Source organism: Desulfuromonas sp., from assembly GCF_002868845.1.
In the GTDB taxonomy this organism is placed as follows: Bacteria; Desulfobacterota; Desulfuromonadia; order Desulfuromonadales; family BM501; genus BM501.
Map to the genome: position 1 here is coordinate 42,498 of NZ_PKUB01000028.1, position 17,206 is coordinate 59,703.

Below are 17,206 nucleotides of genomic sequence, written 5' to 3' on the forward strand. Positions count from 1 at the left end.
CGGGGCTTAGTCGGCCATTGTGCGAAACCTTTGCTCGCTCTCGTGCAATGCTTCTTCGGCCCGTTTGCGCTCCAGTGCAGGTCCGATGATTTCGGCGACTCTAGTAAGCCGTACAAGGCCTTTGCCAGGCCACCAATTCTCGTTCCGTATCGACTGAAGCTCTAGTAACCCTGCCACCTTGCCATTCGCCATTATCGGCAGCGCTACCAGGGACCGTATGCCCTGTTCCTGCCAGTACTCTTTTGCCGAGCTGGCCTCCCGGGGCAGATCGGCAACCGATGAAACATAAAGGGGCTTCCCGTTTTTTATTTTTCCCAAGGCCCATTGGAGATCCGGGACATTCAACTCCTGAAGTTTTTCCGGCTGAAGTTTCCCTCCACGAGCACACCACTCATGCGTATATCCTGCTTGGGTGCCATCGCTCGAAAACAAAGCAATAAGGCAGCGGTCCATTTGGGTGAATTCACCCAAATGGGACAATGCATGGTCAATAGCGTGATCAGTTTCTAAGGGGTCTAATTCTATGAATTTGCCGGAAATTTTTGCAATGAGGGTTTCAAAGGCTTCCCGGAAAACTAGGTCCTCATCAGCTTTTTTGCGCTCGGTGATATCCAAGAGCACTGACTGGTTGGAAATTCTGCCATCTGCTCGAAGGACGGGCGAACTAATAACATGGTACCAGCGGTTATCCTTGGGGCTCAGCACCTCGGAGTGCACGGTTTCCCCGCTTAATACCCGGCTATGGACACATTCCGTACAAACCGAGTCTCGGCCATGCACGACCTGGTGGCAAGGCTTGCCAATAACGTTGGAGCCGCTCCGTTTGATTGCCCCATCGTTCATGTACTCGATTCGCCTATCCGGTGAGCAATTATAGATAAACCCATCAATTGCGTTTGCAACGGCATTGAGTTGCTGTTCCTTCTGCCGCAGTTTTTTCATTTTCTCCCTGTGCCCAAGACCATACCGTAGGGCTCGTTCCAGCACGGGGACATTGATCTGGCCCTTTTCAATGAAATCGGCCGCCCCGGCCGCTATCGCTTTCATGTCCAAGTCCTCATTGGACCCGCTGATCAGGATCATGGGCGCTCGGCGTTCCCTTTGAGTCGCCTTCTGAATGAGGTAGAGCCCGGTATTTTCATCAAGAAGGTGATCGAGCAAATAGATGTCATGGGCATCGCGCTGCATGACTTCCAACCCCTTGGCGTAGGAATCGGCCCATTCAAGGTTGCACTGCCACCTTTTGATTTCGGACAAGAGGTCACTGATCTTCACATAGGTGAGGCGGCTGTCATCGACCAAAAGGATATTCAATCGGTTATTGATCATGGGCGCTTTCCCCGTTGAGAAAATGGACCAATTGCATAGGATTAAATTTCAAAGCTAACATTCCCGTTTTTCTCCTTCTTCCTCAACTACAGGCAACTCGACTGTAAAGGTCGTGCCTTGGCCTTCCTCGCTGACCACCCTGATTTCCCCCTGATGCTTCTTCACAATGTCGTAGGTGATGCTCAACACGAGCCCGGTGCCACTGCCCACTTCCTTGGTGGTGAAGAAGGGCTCGAAAATTCTGTTCACCTTGTCCGATGGAATTCCGCAGCCCGTATCGGAAATGGCAATATAGATACGGTCCTTCTCCTGTCCGGTTTTCACCGTGATCTCTCCCTGGGTTTCAATGGCATGGGCGGCATTGACCAGCAGATTCAAAAAAACCTGGTTGAGCTGCTGGGGATAACATTTGATGAAAGGCAGTTCGGCGTAATCCCGGTTCAAGGTGACCTTGTATTTCAGCTCATTCCAGACGATATTGATGCTACTTTCCAGGCACTCCTTTATGTCCATGTGCTGGGATTCCGCCTCGTCCACACGGGAGAAGCTCTTGAGGTCCTGGACGATTTTTTTCACCCGTTCGGCGCCGTCCAGCGATTCCTCTATCAATTCCTTTATGTCTTCGGTGATGAAATCGAGCTTGAGTTGCCTTTTCTTTTGCTCCAGCTCTGCCAAGGCCTCGGGATCAGGGGAGTTCACCAGCCTTCCCTGGTGTTGGATGAACTCGGTCAGCCTGCCGACATACTTGTCAAGGGTGCCGAGATTGCTCGAGATGAACCCCATCGGGTTATTGATCTCGTGCGCCACCCCGGCTGCCAGCTGTCCGATGGAGGCCATTTTCTCCTGGTGCAAGATCTTGGATTGGGCATTTTTCAGGTCGGTGAAGGCTCGCTCCAGCTGGTTGCCTTTCTTTTCCAGCTCCCGGTTGATGTCCTCCTGCCTTTGAGTCATCTGCTTGATTTGGGTGAAATCATGGGCGACCAGGACCCTCCCCTTTTCCTGGTCGTGTTCGAAGGGGTAGGTTTTTAGTAAAAACCACCGCTTGCTGGGACCGTGAAACCCTTCGACAGCATTGCTCTGATAATCAATGGAGCCGATTTGAAAGGCCTCGAGTACGGTCGCCAGTGCCGTTCCGATAATCTCTTCGAAGCTCTTTCCCCAAAAGTCCTTAAGGGCTTTGTTGGTTCTTTTAATCTTCCCCTGATCATCGATCAAAAGGACCAAATCATCGACGCAATCCATGGTCTGCTCCCACTCTCTCTTTCCAGTTTCGACCTTTTTGAACAGCATCGATAACTGGTCATGCTTCGCTGAGAGTTCCTCCTGACTCTTTTTCAGCGCCTTCTCCGCCTTTGTGCGTTGGGCGATCTCGTCTTTGAGGTCCTCGTTCGACTGCCTTAAGGCTTGGGTGCGTTGCAAAACCCGTTGCTCGAGGGATTCGTTGAGTTCCCTCAGCTGCTTTTCCACCTCTTTTTGTTCGGTGATATCCACACATGAGCCGATATAGCCGATAAAGGTTCCGGCCGGCGAAGGTCTCGGTGTGCCCGTCCCAAGCAGCCACCGATAGGTTCCATCATGTCGCTGCAGGCGGTATTCGAGGGTGAAGGATTCCCGAGCTTCAAAGGCGCGCTTGAAGGTGTCGAGATACCCCTCTCGGTCATCGTGATGAATACTTTCTGCCCAGCCGTCGCCCATAGCTTTCTCGGCGGAGAGGCCGGTAAATTCCAGCCAGGGTTGATTGACAAAGGTGCGCTGTCTGCCCGCATCCGTCATCCAGATCATCACGGGCGCCACGTCGGCCAAGGTGGCGAACCGCCCTTCGCTCTCGGCCAGGGCCTCTTCGGCCTGTCTTTCCCGGGTAATATCTTCGACGACCTCGACAAAACCGGTCACTTCACCGCCTTCAGCGAAGGTGGGAAAGGCATGGATCTGAACTCTCGCACGGCTGCCGTTATGACGCTTATTTTCGATTTCCGCCGAAACAGGTGTTCGGGAGGCCATCGCCTGCGCCCCCGGGCAATCCTTGCAAACCTCCTGGCAACCCCAGAATGCCTCGTAGCAGGGCCTTTGGGTCAATTCGGAGCTGGGCCTGCCACAGAGGGTTCCCATCCCAGTGTTGGTCATGACTACCCGGTAATCGGCATCGATCCAGGTAATGCCCAGGTCAATATTCTCAACCAATGAACGAAACCGCTCTTCGCTCTGCCGCAGGGTCTGTTCCCGCTCCCCAATGGCCATGCCCATGACGCTGAAAGCTTCGGCCACCCTGGCAATCTCATCATTTCCGCCCATGGCAATGGGAATCTGGTAGTGACCGCTTGCCATCCTCAGCGTCGCTCTCTTGAGTTGCCCCAAGCGGTTGATGACGGTGTGGCGCAGAAACCAGTAGAGCAGCAGGAAGATGGCCGCCAGTCCTGCAAAAAGGCTGAGCACATGGTCCTGTTGTTGCGAGGCAATTCGTTTCTCCAAATACTCCGCAGGGAGCTTTATGCTCAAAATCCCGCACAGATCCCCAACCTGATAGGCAAAGCCGCTGTCGTATCGGGCACGTATCGCAGGGGGGGCATCGGCCTTGTTTCCGTGACATTGTAGGCAGTCGGCTTCAACCCAGAGGGGGGAGGAGTAATGGAAAAAAGCGCGGCCATCTTCAGACGAAAACCTCGCCAGACGCTCTTTGGCCTCTGGGTTCTTTCGGTAGTAATCGATGGCCTCCACCTCAACGGCATCCGCGGCGTTGTCCGGGTTGCGGGGTCGGGCGGAAACGTTGTTGAAGGATATTCCGCATTCACCCCCATTCCGGAAGTCCGCGGAGATACGGGGAAGGGCGTGGGCGGGCAGAAAACCGATGGTTTGCTAGTTTAAGGACAGGCCGCTGTCGACAAACTGGCGTTGATAAATTCGCCTGGAAGACATGAGCAGGCCGCGGACGGTCCTTGCTTCGGAAAGCATGGTGCCCTCTATATCGTTTTTTGCCCTCTGGTAGTCAAAAAATTCGGCGATGCCAAATGATAAAAGGAAAAGGGCGCCGATGATCGCCAGCAGTTTTGTTTGCAGTTTCATCCTTGGTTCACCTTTAGCGAAACAGGGCAGCTTTGACCCAAGATGTAGGATCGCCCTGCCCTCCAGTGGGCATTGTCCATGGAAGGAGGGTCAAGGGTTTGGCTAAGTCGGCATCTTCTGAAACGTCCCGTTGCAAACCAAAAAATCCCGGGCTTTCGGGAGGTTGGCTTGAGGGAGCGCCGAAAATGAGTCTGATGTTTTTTTCAGGTCAAACAATTGACTTCAAGTCTCCTGAAGGGAAAGATTGTAGCGCGTTGCTCCAAGTCCCTGTAACTTGGGACTTGAAATGGTATTTATTGCAACATCAAATATTTTTTTGAGGATTGCGAATTTCCCCATGGGCACTTAAAGATCAATTTTCATGCCATGCCGGATACGCCCTTAACTCTCTGTTGAATCAGTGAAGGGAAGGCGGTGAATTTGCTCAATTCCGCCCCGCACCTGGGGGATGATATACTGGTTCTGAAACCAATCCCCCCCGGAGGCAAGCGATGAACCGTGTCATCTCCGCCCTGCTCTTTTCCCTGCTCCTGTCCCCCCTAGCGCTTCAGGCCGCCGGCTTCGACTTTTCGGGCTACGCCGCCCTGCTGGACCGCTACGTGGTCGCCGACCAGAGCGTCGACAGCATCCCCCTCAACGCCGTCGACTACGAGCGCTGGGCGAGGGAGCAGGCCCTTCCCGGCTCCGCCTACCGCAAACTGCTGGGAAACCTGGCCGGCTTCGACCCCGCCAGCCTCGAAGGCAAGGATGAGCGGCTCGCCTTCTGGATCAACGTCTACAACATCGCCGCCATCAAGACGCTCCTCGACCACTACCCGGTCGAGAGCATCCGCTCACGCAGGATCAACTGGCTGGGCCAGCCCTGGACGCGGGAGACGATCCGGGTCGGCGGACAGCCCTTCAGCCTGAACGAGATCGAATTCGACATCCTCATCGAGGGACTCCGGGACCTGCGGGCGCACCTGGCGATCAACTGCGCCTCGGTCTCCTGCGCCGACCTGCGCCCCGAACCCTACCGGGCCGAGGCGCTGGGCCTCCAACTTCGGGAGCAGGGCGAGCGCCTCGCCGCCCAGCCCGAAAAGGGCCTGCGCATCGACCGGGCGGCACGAAGAGTGTCCGTCTCCCAGATTTTCAAGTTCGACCGCAAGCACTTCGACGCCTGGACGGGAGGCCCGGTCGCCTTCCTGATCCCCTACGTGACCGACCCGGTCGACCGGGCCTTTCTGGAGGCCGGGGACTATACACTCGAGTACCTCGACTACGACTGGAGCGCCAACGACCTGAAGTGGGTGGACCAGAGGTAGAAGCGAGACGCCATGACCGATACAGAGGAATTCAAAGAAGCAGCCCCTTCCCGAAACGACGACGGGGTCGCCTGGCACGCCCTTTCCCAAGAGGACGCCTTTGCCCGGCTGGATTCCGGAAAGGAGGGGCTCGACGAGGACGAGGCCGCCCGCCGCCTGCGAGAGGTCGGACCCAACGCCCTTCCGGTCAAGCGGCCGCCGAGCCTGCCGGCCATCTTCCTTCACCAGTTCCTGAGTCCCCTGATCTACATCCTCCTCGTCGCCGGGATCCTCTCCCTGGCCATCGGCGAACAGACCGACGCCGCCTTCATCTTCGCCGTCATCCTGCTCAACGCCCTGCTCGGAACCGTCCAGGAGTGGAAGGCGGAGCGCAGCGCCGCCGCCCTGCAGAGCCTTCTGCGCATCGAGGCCAGGGTTCGCAGGGGCGGGGAGGTGCGGGAGATCCCCGCGGAAGAACTCGTCCCGGGGGACATCATCCTTCTCGAATCGGGGCACCGGGTGCCGGCCGACCTGCGCCTCGCCGAGGTGCGAGGCCTCGCCGCCGACGAGTCGCTGCTGACCGGGGAGTCGGTGGCGACGGAGAAGACGGCCGAGCCCCTGGCGGAGAAGTCCCCCCTCGCAGAGCGCTTCAGCATGGCCTTTGCCGGCTCCACGGTCACCACCGGGCGTGGGACGGGCATCGTGGTTGCGACGGGCCTGGCCACCCAGGTCGGGCGCATCGCCCGGGAGGTCACCGCGGCCCGGGTCACCAAGCCGCCGCTGGTCATCCGCATGGAGCGCTTCGCCCGCCAGATCAGCTACCTGGTCCTCGGCTTCGTCGCCCTGCTCGCCCTCGTCTCCCACCTGCAGGGGACTCCCTGGCTGGAGGTCTTCTTCATGGCGGTGGCGCTCGCCGTCTCCAGCATCCCCGAAGGGCTGCCGGTGGCGATGACCGTGGCCCTCTCCATCGCCACCACGCGCATGGCCCGGCGCAACGTCATCGTCCGCAAACTGACCGCGGTGGAGGGGCTCGGAAGCTGCACCTGCATCGCCAGCGACAAGACCGGCACCCTGACCGTCAACCGCCAGACAGCCAAGACGCTCTGGCTGCCCGGAGGGGAGACCTTCACCGTGACCGGAGAAGGCTACGCCGGTGCGGGGGAGGTCCTCGCCGCGGGCGGTGCGGCCCCCGGCGAGGAAGCCAGGAGCCGACTGACCCTCCTGGCGGCCGCGGCGATTCTCTGCAACGAGGCGACCCTGGTGCGCATCGGAGACGAATGGACCCACCACGGCGACGCCATGGACGTGGCCCTGCTCGCCCTCGGCTACAAGCTGGGCCTCCACCCGGAAGAGGTGCGGGGCCGGGTCGAGATGCTCGGCGAGATCCCCTACGAATCGGAACTGCGCTACGCCGCACGCTTTTACTGGGACGAAGAGGGCAACTGGGTCGTCAAGGGGGCGGTGGAGCGGATCCTCGGATTCTCCGCCAACATGCTGACCGCCGAAGGCGAGATGCCCCTTGATCCGTCCCTCGTGGAAGGGGCCGCCCTCGACCTGGCCAAGGAAGGGTTCCGGGTCCTGGGGGTGGCCTGGGGGCGCCATATCGACGGCTCCCGTCCAGACCCGGTCGGCGAAGAGCACATCCCGCCGGTGACCCTGCTCGGCCTGGTCGGCTTCATCGACCCGCTGCGCCCCGAAGTGAAGGAGGCGGTTGCCACCTGCCGGCAGGCCGGGGTCAAGGTCCTGATGGTCACCGGGGACCATCCGGCCACGGCCCTCGCCATCGCCCGGCAGCTGGGGATCGCCCGGGATGACAGAGACATGCTCAGCGGAGAGAGCCTTGCCAACGGCGGCCCACCGGAGAGCGAGGAGTTCGCCCGACTGGCCGCCTCGGCCGCGGTCTTCGCCCGGGTCTCCCCCCTTCAGAAACTGCACATCGTCGACGCCCTCAGCCGGCAGGGGCACTTCACCGCGGTGACCGGCGACGGGGTGAACGACGCCCCGGCCCTGCGCAGGGCCCACATCGGGGTGGCGATGGGCTCGGGAACCGACGTGGCCAAGGACACCGCCGAGATCATCGTCACCGACGACAACTTCGCCTCTATCGTCGCCGGCATCGAGGAGGGCCGCTTCGCCTACGACAACATCCGCAAGGTGGTCTACCTCCTCATCTCGACGGGCGGGGCGTAGATCGTCCTCTTCACCCTCGCCCTTCTGGCCGGGCTGCCCCTGCCCCTGATGGCGGTCCAGCTGCTCTGGCTCAACCTGGTGACCAACGGCATCCAGGACGTCGCCCTCGCCTTCGAGGGAGGCGAACCGGGAGAGATGGAGCGCCCCCCCCGCTCCCCGCGAGAGGGGATCTTCAATCCCCTGATGATCCAGCAGACCCTCGTCTCGGGATTTGTCATGGGGCTGATCGCCTTCGGCGCCTGGTGGTGGATGACCGCGGCCGGCTGGCCGGAGGCGCAGGCCCGCAACACGACCCTGCTGCTGATGGTCCTGCTGGAGAACGTCCACGTCTTCAACTGCCGCTCCGAGCGATTTTCCGCCTTCCGCGTTCCCCTGCGCCGCAACCGGATCCTCATCCTCGGGGTCACGGTGGCCCAGGGGGTCCACATCCTGGCGATGAACACCCCCCTCATGCAGCGAGTGCTCGGGGTCTCCCCCGTCTCCTGGGCCGAGTGGCTGCTCCTGCTCCTGCTCGCCCTCGCCCTGCTGGCCGCCATGGAGCTCTTCAAGCTCGTCAAGTCCCTGCGGCCGGAGGCCCGGACTGGGACCGTCGCCTGAACATCCGCAAAACTGGCATTCCGGCCTCTCATTGATCTATAATGAAAACTGAAACTTCCGGTGACCCCCTAAAAACCCAAGGAAGGCCATGGCAACGAAAACCAGAGACAGGATCGTCACGGTCATCGACAGCCTGGCGCGCGACTACCTGCAGGGAAAGATCCGCACCCTGCGCCTGGCGGTCATTGCCACAGTGTGCGGCGGGCACCTCCTCCTGGAGGACATCCCCGGCCTCGGCAAGACGACCCTCGCCCTGGCCCTGGCCAGGACCCTCGGCCTCTCCTTCGGACGGGTCCAGTGCACCAGCGACCTGCTTCCCTCGGACATCACCGGTCTTTCGGTGTTCAACCGGGAAGAGAACCGCTTTCAGTTCATCCCCGGCCCGGTCTTCAACAATCTGCTGCTGGTGGACGAGATCAACCGGGCCGCCCCCCGCACCCAGAGCGCCCTGCTCGAGGCCATGGAGGAGCGCCGTGTGACCGTCGAAGGGGTGACCTACCCCCTGCCCGACCCGTTCCTTGTCATCGCCACCCAGAACCCGGTGGAACAGGTCGGTACCTACCCCCTTCCCGAGTCCCAGCTCGACCGCTTTACCCTCACCACCGGCCTCGGGTATCCCCCGGCAGAGGTGGAAAAAGCCATCATCCAGGGGGGGCGCATCCGCGAAGCCCTTCAGAGGCTCGAGCCGATGCTGACCATCGAGGAGATCCAGCAGGCCCGAAGGGCTGCCGCGTCCGTTCGCCTGGCGGACAGCCTAGTGGACTATATCCACCGCGTGGTGGAAGCCACCCGCCGCCATCCCCTGATCCTTTCGGGGATCTCCACCCGGGGCGCCATCAACCTGGCCGAGGCGTCCATGGCGGCGGCCTTCCTCGAGGGCCGCGATTTCGTCGTGCCGGAGGACGTCCAGCTCGTGGCGGTGCCGGTGGGGGCTCACCGGCTGCTGCTGCGCCCCGAGAACGAAGGGCTCAGCAAGGCGGAGGTGCTGAAATCTATCCTGCAAGAACTGCCGGTCCCGCTGGCCTGAAACTGACCCGATCGGGGACGCTCTACATCCTGCTGACCCTGACCCTCGGCTTCGGCGCCGTCAACACGGGCAACAACCTGCTCTACCTGGTGGTCTCCGCCCTGCTCGGCTTCATGGCCGTCTCGGGGGTCCTCGGCAAGACCAACCTTGAAAAACTGGAACTGCGCCTGGAACTCCCCGAGGAACTCTACGACGGGGTTCAGACCCTGGCGACCCTCCACCTCGCAAACCGGCGGCGCCTGCCCGCCTTCCTGCTCCACATCTTCCTGCTCGACAGCGACTCCCTGGTGGTCCTTGTTCCCCGGCAAAGCGAGGTGCGCCACTCCCTGCGGCTCATCCCCCGGGGGCGGGGCTTGCAGCGCGTCGAGCAGGCCGTGGTCCGGTCGGCCTTTCCGGTCAACTTCTTCGTGCGCGCCCGGAGACTGCCCCTCGAACAGGACATCCTGGTCCTGCCCAGACCCCGCCCCTGCCCCGCGACGGCATTCGGCCACGCCGAGCGCGGCGGCGGAGAGCGCCCCGCCCGGGGGCGTGGACAGGGGGGGGAGCTCCAGCGCATCGCCGACTACAGCGGCCGGGAGCCCCTCAAGCTGATCCACTGGAAGCTCTCCGCACGGCACGACGAGTTGAAGGTCAAGGAACTGGCCCCCACGGCCCGGGAGCCGATCCTGCTCGATCTGGAGCGGCTGCCCGGCCGGAACGTCGAGGAGCGCCTGGGCAGCGCCGCCTGGCTGGTCAACCGCCACTGCCGCGATGGGCGGCCGGTCGGTCTGCGGATTCACGACCGCACCCTTCCCCCCGCCACCGGTCGCCCCCACCGGCTTCGCCTGCTGCAGGAGTTGGCCCTTTATGGTCAGGATTAGGATCCCTCTCACCGCGCTCGTCTACGCGAGCGCCCTGCTCGGGTTCGCCCCCCTGTCTCCCCATATGGAGACCGCCCCGCTCCTGCTCTTTCTCCTGTTCTGGGGGGGCGGACTGACCTGCGACCTGCGCCGGCGCCACCCCGTCGGAGCGCCCCTGGCCACCCTGCTCTCTCTGGGATTCTGTCTCTATTACGGCCTCGGCCTGAGCCGCGCCAACCTCGTCCTGCCCCTGGTGCACATCCTGACCCTGCTTCTCGGAGTGCGCCTCCTGACCGCGAAGAGCCCCCGCAACGTCCTTCAGGTCTTCCTGCTGTCCCTCTTCGCCCTGGCCTCCTCCTCCCTCCTCTCCCTGGAGGCCTCTTTCTTCGCCTACCTGGTTCCCCTGGTCACCGGCATCACCGTCGGCCTCGTGCTGCTCTGCTTCTACCGGGCCGATCCCGACCTCGCCCTCGAAAAGCGACAGCTGCGCACGGTGTTGGCCACCGCCCTGCTCCTGCCGGCCGGCTCTTTGGTCCTGATGCTCGTCTTTTTCGTGATCCTGCCCCGCACCGGCTACCCCCTGTGGGACTTCCTCAACCCCGCCGCGGGGGCCCGCACCGGCTTCAGCGAACAGGTCACTCCCGGCAGCGTGGCCCGGATCGCCGAGGACCGCAAGGTGGCCTTCCGGGCCGAAGGGCCTGAGATCCCCCTGCAACAGCGCTACTGGCGCGGGGTGGTGCTCAACCGCTCCAAGGGGAGCGACTGGATCCGTACCGCACCGCCGGAGGGGGAACAACACCGGGTCGCCGGAGGCAGTCCGGTCGGCCTGACCATTCTTAGCGAACCGCAGCGGACCGGCTTCCTTTACGCCCTCGACCCGCCCGCTGATCTGTCCGGAGTTCGGGCGGCCCGGGCGGCGGACGGCGTTTTCCGCCTGCGACGGTCCCCGGAAAAACGCTACCGCTACCGGGCCGAATCCCGCCCCGGGGGCACCCTCACGGCGGAGGGCGCGGACCGGCAATTCTACCTGCAGATGCCGGCCGATAAGCCACAGAGGCTCTCGGATCTCGCCCGGGACATCCGAAGCCGGGGCACCACCGAGACGGAGAGGATCGCCCTGCTCGAAGACTTCTTCCGCAACCAGCGGCTCGCCTACGCCACGGACGACCTGCCGGTATCAGCGGACCCGCTGACCGAGTTCCTGTTCGAGAAGAAAAGGGGCTACTGCGAGTTTTTCGCCTCCTCCTTCGCCACCCTGCTGCGCCTGTCCGGGGTGCCGGCCCGCCTCGTGGGCGGCTATTACGGGGGGGACTACAACGAACTGGGTGGATACTACGCCGTCACCGAAGACCGGGCCCATGTCTGGGTGGAGGCCCTGGTGGAGAACCGCTGGGTCCGGCTCGACCCAAGCACCCTGGCGGTCAACGCCGCATCGACCCTGGAGAGACGCCAGCGCAGCGGACTGGGCCCGGCCGCGCGGCTGTTCGACGCTCTCCAATACCTGTGGAACCAGGCGGTCCTGACCTACGACCTGGGGCGGCAACTGAGCCTCTTCCGCCAGACGGGCAGGAGCCTGCGGCAGGTAAGCGTTTCCCGCGAGACCCTGGGGTGGAGCTTCGGTCTGGCGATGATTCTGGCGGCTGCGGGGGGCGCGGTGGGGGTCGCGCACCGGCGGAGAAAGGACAAGGAAGGAAAGCTGGCCCGGGCTTTCGTGCGCCGGGTCCAAAAGAAATACGCTCTCGAGGGGATCGGCCCGGAGACCGGACTGCTCACGGTCGCCCGGCGCAGCGGAGATCCCCTGTGCCTGGAGTTTGCGGAGCTTTACTGCCGGGGGGCCTACGGAGGGGTGTCGCTGGGGCCGGAGGAGCGGCGCAGGCTGCGGGAGATCCTGCGCGCCCTGGGCTGAGAAGGGGTCTCAGGAAGCAGGGGGCTTGGGCCGCCGGGGACGGCGACGCCGGGAACGCCGGCGAGGCCGGGAAGGCTGCTCTGCGGCGGGTTTCGTTTCGCCCTCCCGGGAACGGTCGAGGGCCTTTTGCCAGTCCTCGACCAGCGTCATGTCCTCCCCGCTCGCCTCGGCCCAAAGGCCGTAAAACTCGAGAACCTGGGGAGTCATGGGATGTTTCAGGAAGCGGCGCTCCCCCCGGCGCCCAAGGCCCCGGACGAGCCGGACGAAGCCGACCAGCAGTTCCCTGGCGAGGTGGCGGGTGCCGTGGGAAAGCCGAAAATAGCCGCAGTGGGGAGCCAGCACCAGGTTGGCGATGCGCAGCGCGTCGTTCACCGTCGACTCGCTTTCTGGGGGGCAGGCGCGGCGAAAGCGGGAGAGGAACAGGGCCGCCAGCACCAGGTGTTCCTCGACCGGGGCGCCCCCCGCGGTGCGGACGTCGATGCGCTCGAGCAGGTCGAAGGTCCCATCATCCCCCTCGAACCCGGCCAGCAGGTGGGGCAGCAGCCCCATGGCCTGGGCGTTGCGCAGGACCGTCCCGCCGACCCGATGCCGGAACAACTCCATCAGTTCTTCGCGAATGCGCGCCGGCGCGGCCTCGGCGATGAGGGGCGCGCGCAGGGAAATCCCCTCCCTCACCCTCTCCCCAAGGGAGAATCCGAGACGGGCTGCGAACTCCAGGGCGCGCAGCATCCTCACCGGATCCTCGGTAAAGCGCACCAAGGGGTCGCCGATGACCCGCAGGTGCCGGGTCTTCAGATCCTTCAAACCCCCGACGTAGTCGATTATGGAAAAGTCGGAAATGTCGTAAAACAGGGCGTTGACCGTGAAATCCCGGCGAAAGGCGTCCTGCTCCGGGGTGCCGAAAATGTTCTCGGTGAACAGAAAGTGATCGGCCGGGTCCTCGGGCAGGTCGTCGGGCCGGGCCATGCGCCGGAAGGTGGCAACCTCGATGACCTTGTCGCGCCCGAAGCGGATGTGGGCCAGGCGAAACCGGCGCCCCACCAGGAAGCAGTTGCGAAACAGCTTCTTCACCTGGTTGGGGGTGGCGTCGGTGCCCACGTCGAAGTCCTTGGGGGTGCGCCCCAGAAGGAGGTCGCGCACACTCCCCCCCACCAGGTAGGCCTTGAAGCCGTGGCGGTGAAGGCGGTAGAGGACCTTCAGGGAGTCAGGATCGATCTGGTTTCGGGAAATGGTATGGTCGGAGCGGGGCAGGATCACCGGCAGGGACGGCGCAGAGGCTGTATCGGGGTCTTTCTTCATAAGCCTGATCGGAAAAGGTGAATGGCCGGGCCGCGGCCGCGCCAGCCGATAACATCCTAACATAACAGAAACGAGCCGGTTTGCATAGGAGGAATTGCTCCGTCCGCGGCGCGTTGCATCCTCTGGCGAAAAGTCCTAAGATGCCACCATGGAAACGTCCGCCCCAACATGCAACCTCATTGTCGTCCTCGGCCCCACCGCCTCGGGCAAGACCCGCCTCGGCGTGGACCTGGCCCGAAGACTGGACGGTGAGATCGTCTCCGCCGACTCGCGCCAGGTCTTCAGAGGCATGGACATCGGCACCGGCAAGGACCTGGACGAATACGGGGAGATCCCCCACCACCTCATCGACATCGTCGACCCGGGCGATGCGTTCAGTGTCTTTCAATTCCAGCGCCTCGCCTATAGCGCCCTCGAGAATATCCGCGAGAGGGGACGGCTGCCGGTCTTGGTCGGGGGGACCGGCCTCTACCTCGACGCCGTCCTCAAGGGCTATCGCCTGGTCGAGGTGCCCGAGAACCCCGCCCTGCGCCGGCAGCTCGCCGAGCACAGTCTAGACGAGTTGCAGAGGCGCCTCCTTTCCGCCCGGCCCCGGCAGCACAACACCACCGACCTCGAAGACCGGACTCGCCTGGTCCGCGCCATCGAAATCGCCGAGGGCGAGACGGAGGCGGCCGGGGACCTGCCGCCTCCCCCCGCCGTCGATCCTGCCATTTTCGGCGTGCGCTGGGAGCGGGCCGAGCTGCGCCGACGCATCACCGCCCGGCTCAAAGAGCGCCTGGGACAGGGAATGATCGAAGAGGTGGAGCGGCTCCACGCCGCAGGCGTGCCCTGGGAGACCTTGGAATTCTACGGCTTGGAGTACCGCTTCATCGCCCGCCATCTGCAGGGGGAGCTCAACCGCAACGATATGGCACAGAAGCTGGGCAGCGCCATCCACCAGTTCGCCAAGCGCCAGGAAACCTGGTTCCGGCGCATGGAGCGGCAGGGAGTACTCATCCACTGGCTCGATGGAAGGGGCGACCCTTGCGGTGAGGCTCTGGAGATATTGCGGAGCAAAGGCTGAGCGGGATCCTCGATCTCTGTCATGACATCGCTCCGTCGGCCCCTTGAGGCCCGGGCCAGAGAACTAAACCTCTTGACTTCCCAGGGGAAGAAGCTTTACCCTGAGGCCCCTTTAATCCCGTCACTATGAACCAGGAGGAAAGATCGTCATGAAAAATTTTCTCGTTTTGGCCGTCCTCTGCGCGGCCCTCGTCGCCGCCGGCTGCGCCCCCAAGGTCGCAGCACCGAAGATGGCCAGCGGCGACCCCGCCGCCCTTTTTATCCTGACCGACCGCGGCATCACCGCCGACATGGACGAGAAGCAGGTCCAGCAGCTCAACCAGATCGGCAACTACATGGACAAGCAGCTGCTCAGGCTCGCCCAGAAGTCCGGTTACCAGGCCAACCTGATCAGCAGCCGCGACCAGTTCACCAAGGCCTCTGGGGAGTACCTTCTCAGCGTCACGATCAAAAAATACAACCCCGGCAACAAGGCCGCACGCATGCTCATCGGCTTCGGCGCAGGGGCCGTCTCCATGGACACCCATTACGAGCTGTTCGGCAAGGGAGCCGAAGCTCTCCTCGCCAATGACGACGGAGTCGGTTCGAGCCGGGACTGGTATTTCGTCGTCAACAAGCTCAACGAAAAGACCCTCGCCGCCGTCACGGACCGGCTAAACCAGATTTAAGCCCGTTTCGGAGGACCCTTCTAAACCCGCCGCAGAGGCAGGCTCCTTCACCGACAAAGCAAAAAGGGCAGCCCGACCGGGCTGCCCTTTTTACTTTCCCACCATCTCTTCCTACCTCCTGCCGTTGAGCCTTTCGTACAGGGCGATCTGCTCGGCCATGCTGAGCTTTTTACGGCAGGCCCTGGCGCTCTGGAGGCAGAGGCGGCAACGATCGTCCGAACACCACTGGCACATCCGGCAATCGCCACAGGGGAATTTTTTCGGTCCGTCCTCGCGTTTTTCCATCAGCGATTCCATCCCATGATCGGTTTTCTTTTTCGGCAGGCAGAGAGTCCTCCGAAAACTCAACCTCCGGGACTCTGGGACGACCTTCAAAACAGACAGTCCGACCGGACCGGAAGAGACCACGCCCGCCCTTGCCGCCATTATCCACCACCCGGTGGTGCCGAATCAACCCCTCGCCCTTCACCCCTAACGAGGTCCCAGTGGTCGGCGAACTGGTCATGGCGCAGGATGTACGTCGCTTCGTCATCTCCACGCACCTTGAAGTATCGGTACTCGGGTGCGAGCCATCGCTCGGCCACCTCGACGACCTCCACGACCCCTCCGCCCGCATGGAAGCGCCGCGGAGTCTCCTCCCCCCTGGAACCGGCATAGCACTCCACCCTCACCGGGAGGAACTCCCGGACCTTTCTAGGCACGGTGCTCACGCTCCCTGCGCTCCTCCACCGCAACGAGCTTGACCAGGTCCGTGAGTTGCTCGCTGAGCAACTCGACCACGTCGTCCACCGAAACGATGCCGACGAGGAGCCCGCCACGGTCGATCACCGGCACTCTGCGCACCCCGCGGTTGCGCATCAGCTTGACCGTCTCGAGAAGGTCGTCTCCTTCCCGGGCCATGAGCAACTCATAGCTCATGGCATCGCCTACCGAGACCGAATCAAGGTCCACCTCCGCGGCCAGCAACTCGATGACGATGTCCCGATCGGTGAGAATTCCAACCGGCATGCATCCGCCGTTCTTTTTGTCGGCGACGACCACGTCGCCCACATGGTTGCTTCGCATCACCCTGGCCGCCTCGAGAATGGTGGCGTCCCTCTCGACGTAGACAACCTCTCGACTGCATACTTCCCCGACAATCATGATCTTGCTCCTTTCCCCGGTCCTAGCCCGGAGCACCCCCCTCCCCCGTCAGGGGGACGAAAATCACCCCGAGCACATCCCGGGTATGAAGGACCCCATGCTGGTCTTTCTCCACCGCCATCAGTTCCTGATGCATGTAGGGCATCCCCACGGGGACGACCAACCTCCCCCCTGGACGCAACTGGTCGAGCAATGCAGGTGGCAGGTGGGGGACCGCCGCGGTAACGATAATGCCGTCGAAGGGGGCGTGCTCGGCCCACCCCCGGTAGCCGTCCCCAGAGCGAATCTCCACGTTATTGTAGCCGAGCCTTGCCAAACGCTCCGCCGCTTCTATGGCCAGGGCTGGCACAATCTCAACGCTGTAGACCTGGCGCACCATCACGGAGAGTACCGCCGCCTGGTACCCGGACCCGGCGCCAACCTCAAGGACCACGTGGTCTTTTTCCGGGCAGAGCAGGTCGGTCATCAGGGCAACGATGAAGGGTTGGGAAATCGTCTGCCCGTCACCGATAGGCAGGGCGTTGTTGGCGTAAGCGGAGGGTTTTAACGCCTGCGGAACGAACTCTTCCCGCGGCACGAGGCCCATGGCGTCCAGGACCTTGGGATTCGCCGCCCTGCGACCGGTATAACGCAAGGTAGTCTGGTACTCGTGCTCTATGGTGTTCAGCATTCCCTCGATCCGGTCGCGCCGGGAGATCATCGATTCCCCCTTCCCTTCACTGCCGGGCCTCTTTCCTAAACCAATATCACCCCGGCCCACCCAGTCAATGGCGAGGCGACAAAATAAAAAAAGCCCCCGG

General features: G+C 62.6%; 16 protein-coding genes. 8 read left to right on the forward strand and 8 right to left on the reverse strand.

From position 1 onward, the window contains the following. Positions 1–6 precede the first annotated feature (6 nt). The 3 genes from C0617_RS08685 to C0617_RS08695 are packed head-to-tail and all read right to left on the reverse strand — an operon-like array spanning position 7 to position 4,389. Positions 7–1,329 carry a response regulator gene (locus C0617_RS08685; RefSeq protein WP_291316629.1) on the reverse strand — a complete coding sequence of 441 codons (1,323 nt, stop codon included), beginning with the start codon at positions 1,327–1,329 and terminating at the stop codon, positions 7–9. Between the two features lie 54 nt (positions 1,330–1,383). Next, positions 1,384–4,176, reverse strand: coding sequence for a PAS domain S-box protein (locus C0617_RS08690; protein WP_365889117.1), 2,793 nt, complete (start codon positions 4,174–4,176; stop codon positions 1,384–1,386). Positions 4,177–4,182: 6 nt separating this feature from the next. Continuing rightward, positions 4,183–4,389 carry a hypothetical protein gene (locus C0617_RS08695; RefSeq protein ID WP_291316630.1) on the reverse strand — a complete coding sequence of 69 codons (207 nt, stop codon included), beginning with the start codon at positions 4,387–4,389 and terminating at the stop codon, positions 4,183–4,185. Between the two features lie 491 nt (positions 4,390–4,880). Here C0617_RS08695 and C0617_RS08700 point away from each other — a divergent pair, with 491 nt between their 5' ends. The 6 genes from C0617_RS08700 to C0617_RS08725 all read left to right on the forward strand — a co-directional run bounded on the left by C0617_RS08700 (position 4,881) and on the right by C0617_RS08725 (position 12,231). Further along, positions 4,881–5,693: a DUF547 domain-containing protein gene (locus tag C0617_RS08700; protein WP_291316631.1), complete on the forward strand. Its 813-nt coding sequence runs from the start codon at positions 4,881–4,883 to the stop codon at positions 5,691–5,693. 12 nt (positions 5,694–5,705) lie between these two features. Then, complete coding sequence (locus C0617_RS08705) at positions 5,706–7,862, forward strand: HAD-IC family P-type ATPase (protein ID WP_291316632.1); 2,157 nt, start codon at positions 5,706–5,708, stop codon at positions 7,860–7,862. A 48-nt stretch (positions 7,863–7,910) separates the two neighbouring features. Continuing rightward, complete coding sequence (locus tag C0617_RS08710) at positions 7,911–8,459, forward strand: cation-translocating P-type ATPase C-terminal domain-containing protein (protein WP_291316633.1); 549 nt, start codon at positions 7,911–7,913, stop codon at positions 8,457–8,459. A gap of 88 nt (positions 8,460–8,547) precedes the next feature. Continuing rightward, positions 8,548–9,486: a MoxR family ATPase gene (locus tag C0617_RS08715; RefSeq protein WP_291316634.1), complete on the forward strand. Its 939-nt coding sequence runs from the start codon at positions 8,548–8,550 to the stop codon at positions 9,484–9,486. Between the two features lie 89 nt (positions 9,487–9,575). Further along, the gene (locus C0617_RS08720) at positions 9,576–10,346 is read left to right on the forward strand and encodes a DUF58 domain-containing protein (protein WP_291316635.1); all 771 of its coding nucleotides are present in this window, start codon (positions 9,576–9,578) and stop codon (positions 10,344–10,346) included. Continuing rightward, the gene (locus tag C0617_RS08725) at positions 10,333–12,231 is read left to right on the forward strand and encodes a DUF3488 and transglutaminase-like domain-containing protein (protein WP_291316636.1); all 1,899 of its coding nucleotides are present in this window, start codon (positions 10,333–10,335) and stop codon (positions 12,229–12,231) included. Before C0617_RS08720 ends, C0617_RS08725 begins: the two co-directional genes overlap by 14 nt. 9 nt (positions 12,232–12,240) lie before the next feature. Here C0617_RS08725 and pcnB read toward each other — a convergent pair whose 3' ends face one another. After that, entirely contained in the window at positions 12,241–13,530 is a 1,290-nt protein-coding gene (pcnB, locus tag C0617_RS08730) for a polynucleotide adenylyltransferase PcnB (protein ID WP_291316637.1), read from the reverse strand. Between the two features lie 148 nt (positions 13,531–13,678). On the opposite strand from pcnB, the gene miaA reads away from it, so the two are divergent. Beyond that, on the forward strand, positions 13,679–14,596 hold the full coding sequence (gene miaA / locus C0617_RS08735; RefSeq protein ID WP_291316638.1) for a tRNA (adenosine(37)-N6)-dimethylallyltransferase MiaA: 918 nt from the start codon (positions 13,679–13,681) through the stop codon (positions 14,594–14,596). A gap of 148 nt (positions 14,597–14,744) precedes the next feature. Next, positions 14,745–15,263: a DUF4410 domain-containing protein gene (locus C0617_RS08740; RefSeq protein ID WP_291316639.1), complete on the forward strand. Its 519-nt coding sequence runs from the start codon at positions 14,745–14,747 to the stop codon at positions 15,261–15,263. Positions 15,264–15,374: 111 nt separating this feature from the next. Here C0617_RS08740 and C0617_RS08745 read toward each other — a convergent pair whose 3' ends face one another. The 4 genes from C0617_RS08745 to C0617_RS08760 all read right to left on the reverse strand — a co-directional run bounded on the left by C0617_RS08745 (position 15,375) and on the right by C0617_RS08760 (position 17,106). Next, positions 15,375–15,548: a hypothetical protein gene (locus C0617_RS08745; protein ID WP_291316640.1), complete on the reverse strand. Its 174-nt coding sequence runs from the start codon at positions 15,546–15,548 to the stop codon at positions 15,375–15,377. 140 nt (positions 15,549–15,688) lie between these two features. Beyond that, positions 15,689–15,964 carry a hypothetical protein gene (locus C0617_RS08750; RefSeq protein ID WP_291316641.1) on the reverse strand — a complete coding sequence of 92 codons (276 nt, stop codon included), beginning with the start codon at positions 15,962–15,964 and terminating at the stop codon, positions 15,689–15,691. Next, the gene (locus C0617_RS08755; RefSeq protein ID WP_291316642.1) at positions 15,957–16,406 is read right to left on the reverse strand and encodes a CBS domain-containing protein; all 450 of its coding nucleotides are present in this window, start codon (positions 16,404–16,406) and stop codon (positions 15,957–15,959) included. The genes C0617_RS08750 and C0617_RS08755 overlap by 8 nt, the downstream gene beginning before the upstream one ends. A 22-nt stretch (positions 16,407–16,428) precedes the next feature. Next, the gene (locus tag C0617_RS08760; RefSeq protein ID WP_291316643.1) at positions 16,429–17,106 is read right to left on the reverse strand and encodes a protein-L-isoaspartate(D-aspartate) O-methyltransferase; all 678 of its coding nucleotides are present in this window, start codon (positions 17,104–17,106) and stop codon (positions 16,429–16,431) included. Between the last annotated feature and the right edge of the window lie 100 nt (positions 17,107–17,206).